Raw genomic sequence first — 11,901 nt, 5'->3', positions numbered from 1 at the left:
TCGGTGATATATATTATAATATACACATAAAGTGCTTGATAAGCTACAATTTATTACTAATACAATGATGCTAATAAATAGAGAGTTAGGTAAAGGTTATGCAAAGATATATCACTCATGCAGTGGGACTATTGTTCATATTGTGTATGCTACTGCCGTTTGCATATACTACGGACAGTGAAAGTTATTCTGTTTTCCTTGTGTCAGGTTGGCGGTATTTCAGCCAAAACTTGTTTTCCTTGTCCTCTATTCTAATCTTTTTAGCTTTCTTTTTCATTAATTATCAAGCTAATAAAAATATTCAGCTGATTATTTTTATCATGACTTTTATGGTTACATTGTATTTTTATTGCTTACCCATTCTGGCTCTAGGAGAAGAATTCTGGAGTCGTATAATCGAATTGCCTGTTGCTTATTACATTTGTGGTTTGCTTATGCTTGTTGGAGTTGGATTAAAAGTAAAACGTTTGGTATCTGGTTAATTGTCTAATATTTCTGAAAAGAACGAGGACTGTCTTTCTAGTCAAAAGCTGGAAAGCAGTCCTTTTAAGATAATCTGGTAAATCTTGGCTTCTGGTAGGTAGAGATGAGATTTGAAAGCTCTACTAATTTATGGTAAAATGAATTATCAATGACTGATTAAGGAGAAAGCAATGGCGTTCGGCGAAGAAAAACACAAGAAAACAACATTTGAAAAAGTAACTTTAGTAATTGTTGTCGTGATGGTTGTCGCGACATTAGCTGGCTTGATTTTACCAGCCATTAATGCATTGATGAATTAAGAATCTGTATTCACTGTTCAGCACTTCTATACTAAGGCTAGTTTTTAAGCACTCATCGTTAGTTTTTTTCAAAATACAGTCAGTATTTTGAAAAAACTACCTTGATTGGCTAAAAACGATTTCTTATATATAGCACTTCGCTTGTGAATACAGGTCTAAAACGCTTTTAAGCGTTTTTTTCTAGGAAAGAATAGGGTAAATTATGAGTATGTTTTTAGATACTGCCAAGATTAAGGTCAAGGCAGGTAAGGGAGGCGATGGGATGGTCGCCTTCCGCCGTGAAAAGTATGTACCTAATGGCGGTCCTTGGGGCGGTGATGGTGGCCGTGGCGGAGACGTTGTTTTTGTTGTAGATGAAGGCTTGCGTACTCTCATGGACTTTCGTTACAACCGTCGTTTTAAAGCTGACGATGGCGAAAAAGGGATGACCAAGGGCATGCATGGTCGTGGTGCGGAAGACCTGATTGTTCGAGTACCACAGGGGACAACTGTTCGTGATGCGGATACTGGCAAGGTCATCACCGACTTGGTTGAAAATGGTCAAGAATTTGTCATTGCCCACGGTGGTCGTGGTGGTCGTGGAAATATTCGCTTTGCGACACCTAAGAATCCAGCTCCTGAGATTTCTGAAAATGGAGAACCAGGTGAGGAGCGCAATCTTGAATTAGAATTGAAAGTGTTGGCCGATGTAGGTCTTGTAGGTTTCCCATCAGTTGGAAAATCAACGCTTCTCAGTGTTATTACAGCAGCTAAACCTAAAATTGGTGCCTACCATTTTACAACCATTGTGCCAAATTTGGGAATGGTTCGGACCAAATCTGGCGAGTCATTTGCTGTGGCAGATCTACCAGGTTTGATTGAGGGTGCTAGTCAAGGTGTTGGATTGGGAACGCAATTCCTTCGTCACATCGAGCGGACACGTGTTATCTTGCATGTTTTGGACATGTCAGCAAGTGAAGGTCGTGATCCTTATGAAGATTACGTAGCCATCAACAATGAATTGGAAACCTACAATCTTCGCCTCATGGAGCGTCCTCAGATTATCGTTGCCAACAAAATGGATATGCCAGAAGCGGCAGAAAATCTGGAAGAGTTCAAGAAGAAATTAGCAGCCAACTACGACGAGTTTGACGAACTGCCACAGATTTTCCCAATCTCAGGGATTGCTCACCAAGGTTTGGAAAATCTTTTGGCAGCCACAGCTGAGTTGCTAGAGAAAACGCCTGAATTCTTGCTCTACGAGGAATCAGATTTCCAAGAAGAGGAGGCTTACTATGGCTTTAACCCAGATGATCCAGAATTTGACATCAGCCGTGCAGATGACGCAAGCTGGGTTCTATCTGGTGACAAACTAGAAAAACTCTTCACCATGACTAACTTTGATCGTGACGAATCTGTTATGAAATTTGCTCGCCAGTTGCGTGGCATGGGTGTCGATGAAGCCCTCCGTGCCCGCGGAGCCAAAGACGGCGATACAGTTCGCATCGGCAAGTTCGAATTCGAGTTTGTGGATTAACGTAGCAGTTTGACTGCAAGTTAACTTGCTAGTCAAACTACGCCAAGTCCTAGGGGACCTTGGCTAGCTACCTTACTAACTTCACCCAAATGGTAGTATCGACCATTTGGGCTCCGTGTCGTAACTTTGGAATCGCATCTAAGTCCTAAAGGACTTGATGTGATACGGTAGCCGTTATGGCGGACTACCTACCAACCTTACTAATTCCGCACAGGCAGTGGTATCGACTGCCTGTACTCCATGTCGTAACTTGTCTGATAAGTTAGTTAGAAACTCGAGAGTATGGTAGTCTGGGGCTAGACTGTATCAGCTGGTCGCCTTGAACTTGTGCGAGTAAAAAAATAAGTAATAATGGAAATTTGGAGGTTTATATGGGCGATAAACCAATATCCTTCAAGGATAAGGATGGAAATTTTGTCTCAGCAGCCGATGTATGGAATGCTGAGAAATTAGAAGAACTTTTTAATACACTTAATCCAAATCGAAAATTACGTTTGGAGAGAGAGCGTTTGGCAAGAAAATCGGAAAATGAATAATTAGAGATCTGTTAGTTTCAAAAGACTAGCAGGTTTTTATTAAGAATTTTAAAAATATGATTGTTTGTGCTGTAGTAATCTTATACTCAATGACCAAGTGGCACAATTGTGATCCACGCCTATAGAGAGTAAGATAGGACTCGCGTCAGGACCATTGACCTGTAGGTAACCAATCCACAATATCAGAATGGGCATGCAACTAGAAAAAAGTTACATGCGTCTTTTCGCGTATGTTGCGGAAAATGGAAGATTTTACTTGAAAATCTGGGGGGGGGGGTAGGGTATAATGCTTATAGAAGCTAAAAATGGTTAGCTAATAGTAAAATGAGGGAGATGTAATCTGAAAGCATTTTTAGTTACCTATCTTATTTTTAGCTATGCATAGAATACAGGAGGATAATAATGCATCATTCTAGAAGAAAATCTTTTGACTGGTACGGATTGAAACAGCACTTCTCAATTCGTAAATACCACTTTGGTGCTGCTAGTGTCTTACTTGGGATGTCGATTGCACTTGGTACTGGGACACAGGTTGTTCAAGCTGCAGAGACAGTTACAACTCCAGAGTCTACGTCCGTAGCTTCATCCACAAGTGCTACAGAATCAACGACATCAGAAACTTCAACAGAAACAGCGACTTCATCAAGTTCTGAACGTACAGTTGAAATCGGTTATATTGTTAAGTACGCTACTGAAGATGGTACACTTGTGAACGCTTCAGTAGAAACAGTTTCAGTTACTACCACAGAAACAATTGCAAAAGCAACGGTATCTGTCACAGCAGTAGTACCAGAAGGATATGAATTAGCATCAGGTCAGTCAGCTACAGTTTCTCAGGAAGTGACCGAAAACGGTGTAAATATTGTTACTGTTAAAGTTGTGAAGAAAGCTGAAGAAAAAGCGGCAACTTCTGAAACTACTACAACAGCTTCAACAGAAACAGCAACTGCTAAATCAACAGAAGCTAGCACAACAACGACAACAACAGAATCGCTCACTTCTGCACCGACAACACCAGAAGCTAGCAAAGCCCAAACAGCTGCGTCAACGCGCACAACACCAGCGCAAACGGCTACAGCGACACAAGAGCCTAGCCAAAGCACAGCTACGACTAACACAGATACCGTAGCGCCAACAGCAACAGTTAGCATCGACACAACAGCAGAAGCTGACCTGGCTGCGCTAAACGCTATCGCTGAGCAAAAAGCAGTGACAGATAAGACGGCGCAAGACTTCAGCGCAGCGCTAGGAACCCTAAGCTCACGCTCTGATAGAAGCGCGACACTCCCTGATACACCAACTATCACAAACATGGATAACGGTAACGGTATCCAAGGTTACTGGTCAGAGTATGCAACTGTTCTAAACAAAGAAGAAGCCGCAGAAGCCGCTCGTCTGACACCAGCACCACAGATCTTCCCAGATGGCTATATCGGAGATCCGACAACAGGTCGTATGACCTTTTTGATTTTGGAACTGTCTAACTCGATGGATGCTACGCAACCTGCTAATGATTACAATGCTGGTTCTTTCAATCGACGCACAGGACTAAACTACTATATCGCTTTTTCTGTTAACCGTAACTCATCAGACGGTACAGATACCTACGCTTACCTGATCGATAAAACAACCAACCAGATTATCGACAGCAAGGTGCTAACGACAAATGGTGTTGGTCAAGAATTTGATGCTATTCTAAACGCTACCTATATAGATCCAAAATCTACAGGAAAATTCAAATTCACCATGCTTGTCACCGAGCTTGAAATGAAAAACCATAAGACAGGTGAAACGGCAATCACACGCTCGCTAAATGTAGCTGCTGGTGTTGGTGATGGCGGGGATATGTCAATCGTCTTTAACGCCATGGGATCAGATAGAGGGGAGTATACCACATTCACAGGACCCGCACCAACCTTTGCCCCACGCCAAAACACGCTGTATAAGGTAGCAGGGACAGCGATTCGTGTTGAAGAAGAACTGGCTCGCTATGTCCAGACCTCTGACCTTGCAGGTGATAACTTTACCACATCTGGTGAAGCGGTCTTTGCTGACTATGAGTTGATAGAAAAACCAACGATTGTCTCAGGGACCTTGGCGAGTTCCTATGTTATCGGTGGTGCAGAGATACGTTATAACCCTAGCACTAAGGCACAAAAAGGGATCATCACCACAAAAACAGACGGGACATCTCGTCTCATAACTTATGCGATTAACCCTGACCACCCAGACTTCCTAGCTAACTATGAAAAGTATAAGGCGATGACACGAGCAGAGTTTGTAGAAAATGCTGCTACCATCCTACGTTTGTCAGAACGTATTGATATCATCGATGCCTTTGCAGAGCAGGAAAAAGCGATTAACGATGATAAGTCGACTACAGATGATGAAAAAGAAGCAGCGCTCAGCGTTTTACGTAAGTCGACAATGGCTCAACTCAACACCGTTAACGATGATTTCTTGATTACCTTCGTTACGAAACCGATTGAACCAGGCGGTTTAAACACTGAAAACCACGCCATTACAGGTGAAGCAGGCTATAGCTACACATCAACCAAATACAAGTTCCAAAGACGGGTCCGTAACTCTGAAGGAAAACAAGTTGTTGAGATAACGGATACCATTGGTTATACTTTAGGACCGTTTAGTGGTGAGCCAAAAGCCAGCCTTGATCCAAATTCAGAAACAAGTTACATGTTGGCTGATAGTGATGGCAACAACATCAACGATGCAGATGGACAACCGATCAACTTCTCAGGGGCTAGGATCTCACTTCCCAACTCTAACCTAGTTAACCGAAACGACCAAGTTTACTACTACGCTGAAAAAGGTGGGGTTAAGGTATTCTACGTTGATGAGGATGGTAACGAGATCAAGGATGAAAACCTTGTGACTAACCATGCCGATACAGGGACAGACTATAACCTAGATACGACAGAGATCAAACCAGAAAAGATTACCTATAAGGGTGAGGTTTACTACTACAAAGAGATCGACCTTACAACCAGCAACCTGGTCCCACCATCAGCAAACACTGATAGTGAAAAACGTGCGATCGTGAAGATCGATGAGGTCACAGGTACCATCGAACAAGATACCCTTAAAGAGTTGACCTATGTCTATGAAAAAGCTGGTAACGTAAACGTTAACTATGTAGATACTAAAGGTAATGCCATCAGTAGCAAAGTCATCGATGTTGAAAACGGTAAGCCAGGAGATACCTACAGCACAACTGACCAAAAACGTGATAAGATTGAAACCGCTACTGGTGAGGTGTACTACCTCGTTCCTAAGGGGACTTATGATGTTGGTACAGTCGGTGATGACGGTAACTTGACAGCTATCGGTAACAACACTGCAACAGGTATCGATGCTGTCTCAGGCGACATCGAAAGCAACGTGACCAAAGAAATCACCTACGTTTACCAACAAGCAGGTAACGTTATCGTTCACTACGTTACTGAAGACGGCACAGAACTTTCAGGAACCACTGATACAGGTGCCACTACAGCAGCTACTGTAAATGATACGACAAACGGTAAACCAGGTGAGACTTATGACACCAAAGACCTCAAGCCAAAAACCATCACCACAGCAGATGGTAAGACCTATGCGCTAGTCGAAGCATCAACTAAAGGTGAGGAAACAGGTACCGTTGAAGCAGGTAAGACTAAGGAAGTTACTTACGTCTACAAAGAAGTCAAAGGTAACGTTGTGGTGAATTACGTTGATACCGAAGGTAACCCAATCGCTGGTACAACAGACGCAGGAAACGTTACAGAAAGCAGCGTAGAGCACACACCAGAGACATCAACAGGTACCGACTACAATACCCAAAACCTCCGTCCAAACACAATCACCACAACAGATGGTAAGATTTACAAACTCGTTCCAGCAGCTATCCCAGCAAACGAAACGGGTAAAGTTGTCGAAGGCACTACAACCGTAACTTATGTCTATGAGTTACTTCAAGGTGATGTTATCGTTCATTATGTTGATACTGAAGGTAACACAATTGCAGACGATGTAACAGACCAAGTTATCACTGACACAGGTACATACTACGATACTAAAGATAACAAACCAGAAAAAATCGTTAATGACGAAACTGGCGATGTTTACTACATCTTGCCAAAAGATGAAGTCAAAGCAGGCTCGGCTCCTGAAACAGGTAAGGTTGTAGAAGGTACAACTGAAGTTACATACATCTACCAAAAAGCTGGTAGCGTTAATGTTAACTATGTCGATACAGAAGGTAATGTTCTTAAAGATCCAGTTGCAGACGTGACAGATGGTAAACCAGGTTCTGGCTATGACACTGTTCTTGATAACAAACTGGCTAGCATCTCAGTAGATGGCAAACTTTACCGCCTTGCTCCGGCAAATACTTACAATGTAGGTACAGTTTCAGGTGACAACAACTTGACAGCAGTTGGTAACGGTAAAGCAACAGGTATCGATGCTACGACTGGTACAGTTGAAGCTGGTACAACGAAAGAAATCACTTACGTTTACCAAGAAGTGAAAGGTGACGTTGTAGTTGAGTACTACGATACAGAGGGTAACCAAATTGCCAAAACAGTCGTAGACGAAGCTGGCAAGTCTGTCGGAACAGACTACAACACAGACGAAGATCACCGTCCAGAGACTATCGTCACTGAAGATGGTAAAGTCTACTACTACAAAGAAGTCAAAGACAGCTCTGCACCAACAACTGGTAAAGTCGCAACAACGACTACCACTGTACAGTATGTCTATGAACAAGCTGGTGACGTTATTGTTCATTACATTGCGACAGACGGCACTCCAATTTCAGGTGTAACCAATGCCGGTACAGTAACAGCAAGTACGGTTGATGATACTGTGAACGGTAAACCAGGTTCGACTTACGATACAAGTGACCTACGCCCAACAACCATCACTACTGATGACGGTAAAACTTATGAGTTGGTTCCAGCATCTACAGTTGGTGATGAAACTGGTACTGTAGAAGCTGGTGTAACTAAAGAAGTTACATATGTCTACAAAGAAGTGAAAGGTTCAGTTGTTGTAAATTACATCTCAACAACAGGTGAAGAATTACAAGCACAAGTAGTAGATACACCAGAAGCTTCAACAGGTACAGAGTACGATACAACAGATGTGAAACCAGCAACAATCACAACTAAAGATGGTCGCACATTCAAGTTGGTTCCTAAAATGACTCAAGGTTCTGAAACAGGTGACGTTGTTCCAGGCGTAACGGAAGTAACTTATGTGTACGAAGAAGTGAAGGGTGATGTTGTTGTTAACTACGTAAATACTGATGGTAAAGTAATTGCTCCTCAAGTAGTGGATACGAAGACAACTTCAACAGGTACAGCTTACGACACAACTGACAACAAACCAGAGAAAATCGTTGAAGATGCAACTGGCGATGTATACTACTACAAAGAAGTTCAGGCTGGCTCAAACGAAACAGGTAAGGTTGTAGAAGGTACAACAGAAGTTACTTATGTGTATGAAAAAGCTGGTAACGTTGTTGTTAACTACATTACAGAAGATGGTACAGTCATCAAGACACCTGTTAATGACGAAACAAACGCAAAACCAGATAGTCCATACGACACAACTGATAACAAGCCAACAGAAATCGTTACAGAAGATGGTTCACGTTATGTCTTGATTCCGTCTAAGACAATTGGTACAGAAAATGGTACAGTTGAAGGTGGTAAGACAACAGAAATCACTTATGTGTATAAGAAAGTTGCGAACTGGGTTCCACAAATTCCAGGTGTTCCAGAAGGACAAGAACCAAAAGTTCCATATCCATTCGATCCAACTAACCCAGATAAGCCAATTGATCCAACAACACCTTACCCAGATGGTGAAGTTCCATCCATTCCACATGTTCCAGGCTACACACCAGTAGATCCTAAGACAAACGAGCCACTGAAACCAGTTGATTCAACAGATCCAAGCAAGGGTTATGTGCCACCAACACCAGACGAAACTGGTGTTGATACACCAATCCCTTACGTTCAAAATGGTAACGTTGTGGTGAACTACGTGACCGAAGATGGTACAGTAATTAAGGCACCTGTTAAAGACGAAACAGATGCTCCAGCAGGTAAGTCTTATGACACAACAGATAACAAACCAGTTGAGATTGTTACAGAAGATGGTTCACGTTATGTCTTGATTCCGTCTAAGACAATTGGTACAGAAAACGGTACAGTTGAAGGTGGTAAGACAACAGAAATCACTTATGTGTATAAAAAAGTTGCGAACTGGGTTCCACAAATTCCAGGTGTTCCTGAAGGACAAGAACCAAAAGTTCCATATCCATTCGACCCAACTAACCCAGATAAGCCAATTGATCCAACAACACCAGGTACAAATGGTGAAGTTCCATCAATTCCACATGTTCCAGGCTTCACACCAGTAGATCCTAAGACCAACGAACCATTGAAACCAGTTGATCCAACAGATCCAGGTAAGGGTTATGTACCACCAACACCAGATGATTCTGGCGTTGACACACCAGTCCCTTACGTTCAAAATGGTAACGTTGTGGTGAACTACGTGGATGAAAATGGCAATGTGCTTAAGACACCTGTTAACGACGAAACAGACGCTCCAGCAGGTACGTCTTATGACACAACAGATAACAAACCAACAGAGATTGTTACAGAAGATGGTTCACGTTATGTCTTGATTCCGTCTAAGACAATTGGTACAGAAAACGGTACAGTTGAAGGTGGTAAGACAATTGAGATCACTTATGTGTATAAGAAAGTCGCTAACTGGATCCCACAAATTCCAGGTGTACCAGCAGGAGAAGAACCAAAAGTTCCATATCCATTCGATCCAACTACCCCAGATAAGCCAATTGATCCAACAACACCTTACCCAGATGGTGAAGTTCCATCCATTCCAAACGTTCCAGGCTACACACCAGTAGATCCTAAGACCAACGAACCATTGAAACCAGTTGATCCAACAGATCCAGGTAAGGGTTATGTACCACCAACACCAGATGATTCTGGCGTTGACACACCAATCCCTTACGTTCAAAATGGTAACGTTGTGGTGAACTACGTGACCGAAGATGGTACAGTAATTAAGACACCTGTTAACGACGAAACAGACGCTCCAGCAGGTAAGTCTTATGACACAACTGATAACAAGCCAGTTGAGATTGTTACAGAAGATGGTTCACGTTATGTCTTGATTCCGTCTAAGACAGTTGGTTCAGAAAACGGTACAGTTGAAGGTGGTAAGACAATTGAGATCACTTATGTGTATAAGAAAGTCGCTAACTGGATCCCACAAATTCCAGGTGTACCAGCAGGAGAAGAACCAAAAGTTCCATATCCATTCGACCCAACTAACCCAGATAAGCCAATTGATCCAACAACACCAGGTACAAATGGTGAAGTTCCATCCATTCCACATGTTCCAGGCTACACACCAGTAGATCCTAAGACAAACGAGCCACTGAAACCAGTTGATCCAACAGATCCAAGCAAGGGTTATGTGCCACCAACACCAGACGAAACTGGCGTTGACACACCAATCCCTTACGTTCAAAATGGTAACGTTGTGGTGAACTACGTGGATGAAAATGGCAATGTGCTTAAGACACCTGTTAACGACGAAACAGACGCTCCAGCAGGTAAGTCTTATGACACAACTGACAACAAGCCAGTTGAGATTGTTACAGAAGATGGTTCACGTTATGTCTTGATTCCGTCTAAGACAATTGGTTCTGAAACAGGTACAGTTGAAGGCGGTAAGACAATTGAGATCACTTATGTGTATAAGAAAGTCGCTAACTGGATCCCACAAATTCCAGGTGTACCAGCAGGAGAAGAACCAAAAGTTCCATATCCGTTTGATCCAAACAACCCAGATGTACCAGTAACACCAACTCCAGATACAGTGATTCCAAACGTTCCAGGCTACACACCAGTAGATCCTAAGACCAACGAACCATTGAAACCAGTTGATCCAACAGATCCAGGTAAGGGTTATGTACCACCAACACCAGATGATTCTGGCGTTGACACACCAGTCCCTTACGTTCAAAATGGTAACGTTGTGGTGAACTATGTGGATGAAAATGGCAATGTGCTTAAGACACCTGTTAACGACGAAACAGACGCTCCAGCAGGTAAGTCTTATGACACAACTGATAACAAGCCAAACACTATCACTACAGAAGATGGTACAACTTATGAGCTTGTTCGTGTGGAAGGTTCAGAAACTGGTACTGTTGTAGGTGGTAAGACTACTGAAGTAACATACGTTTACCGTAAAGTAGAAACACCTGCTAAGAAGGTTGTAACAAACCACGTTGACGAAGACGGTAACCCAATTGCACCGCAAGAAGAGGGTACAACACCTAACAAGTCAATCCCAGGATACGAGTTCACAGGTAAGACTGTAACAGATCCAGACGGTAACACAACACACATCTACCGTAAGGTAACTAAAGTTGTAACAAACCACGTTGACGAAGACGGTAACCCAATTGCACCGCAAGAAGAGGGTACAACACCGAACAAGTCAATCCCAGGATACGAGTTCACAGGTAAGACTGTAACAGATCCAGACGGTAACACAACACATATCTACCGTAAGGTAACTAAGGTTGTAACAAACCACGTTGACGAAGACGGTAACCCAATTGCACCGCAAGAGGAAGGTACAACACCGAACAAGTCAATCCCAGGATACGAGTTTACAGGTAAGACATATACTGATGGTGATGGTAATACATATCATGTTTACCGTAAGGCAAGCAACCCTGTTGCACCAAAACCACAGGCTCCTGTAGCTCCAACAACTGCTAAAGCTGGTGCGGCTCAATTGCCAAATACTGGCGAAGCTTCATCTTCAGCTGGCGTCCTTGGTGCAGCGATGCTGGTTGCCGCAATCGCTCTTGCAGGCAAACGTCGTCGCAACGAAGACTAATTAAATTATTTTTCCTAATTCCTATTCAGGTAAAATAATAAAAGGAAAGGTTCGCCTTTCCTTTTTTTGTATACGCATTTTTGATATACTAGACATAGTAAGTTCAATG

General features: G+C 42.7%; 5 protein-coding genes. All 5 read left to right on the top strand.

The window, feature by feature from the left end; genetic code table 11:
• Positions 1-98 precede the first annotated feature (98 nt).
• Positions 99-482, top strand: coding sequence for a hypothetical protein (locus CWM22_07350; GenBank protein ID AUC91715.1), 384 nt, complete (start codon positions 99-101; stop codon positions 480-482).
• Positions 483-653: 171 nt separating this feature from the next.
• Positions 654-782: a DUF4044 domain-containing protein gene (locus CWM22_07345; GenBank protein ID AUC91714.1), complete on the top strand. Its 129-nt coding sequence runs from the start codon at positions 654-656 to the stop codon at positions 780-782.
• A gap of 202 nt (positions 783-984) precedes the next feature.
• On the top strand, positions 985-2,298 hold the full coding sequence (gene obgE / locus CWM22_07340) for a GTPase ObgE (GenBank protein AUC91713.1): 1,314 nt from the start codon (positions 985-987) through the stop codon (positions 2,296-2,298).
• A 371-nt stretch (positions 2,299-2,669) separates the two neighbouring features.
• Entirely contained in the window at positions 2,670-2,834 is a 165-nt protein-coding gene (locus CWM22_07335) for a hypothetical protein (GenBank protein AUC91712.1), read from the top strand.
• Positions 2,835-3,236: 402 nt separating this feature from the next.
• Positions 3,237-11,792 (top strand): hypothetical protein, encoded by an 8,556-nt coding sequence (locus CWM22_07330; GenBank protein ID AUC91711.1) that lies wholly within the window; start codon positions 3,237-3,239, stop codon positions 11,790-11,792.
• Positions 11,793-11,901: the final 109 nt, after the last annotated feature.

It is taken from the genome of Streptococcus suis (assembly GCA_002831545.1).
GTDB lineage: Bacteria > Bacillota > Bacilli > Lactobacillales > Streptococcaceae > Streptococcus > Streptococcus suis_P.
Note: the sequence above shows the minus strand (reverse complement) of the source record. Positions and strands in the feature narration are given on the sequence as shown.

What these genes read in the sequence shown, in the direction of transcription:
- CWM22_07350 (AUC91715.1), top strand. Translation starts at nt 99, where the DNA reads ATGCAAAGATATATCACTCATGCAGTGGGACTATTGTTCATATTGTGT.
- CWM22_07345 (AUC91714.1), top strand. Translation starts at nt 654, where the DNA reads ATGGCGTTCGGCGAAGAAAAACACAAGAAAACAACATTTGAAAAAGTA.
- obgE (AUC91713.1), top strand. Translation starts at nt 985, where the DNA reads ATGAGTATGTTTTTAGATACTGCCAAGATTAAGGTCAAGGCAGGTAAG.
- CWM22_07335 (AUC91712.1), top strand. Translation starts at nt 2,670, where the DNA reads ATGGGCGATAAACCAATATCCTTCAAGGATAAGGATGGAAATTTTGTC.
- CWM22_07330 (AUC91711.1), top strand. Translation starts at nt 3,237, where the DNA reads ATGCATCATTCTAGAAGAAAATCTTTTGACTGGTACGGATTGAAACAG.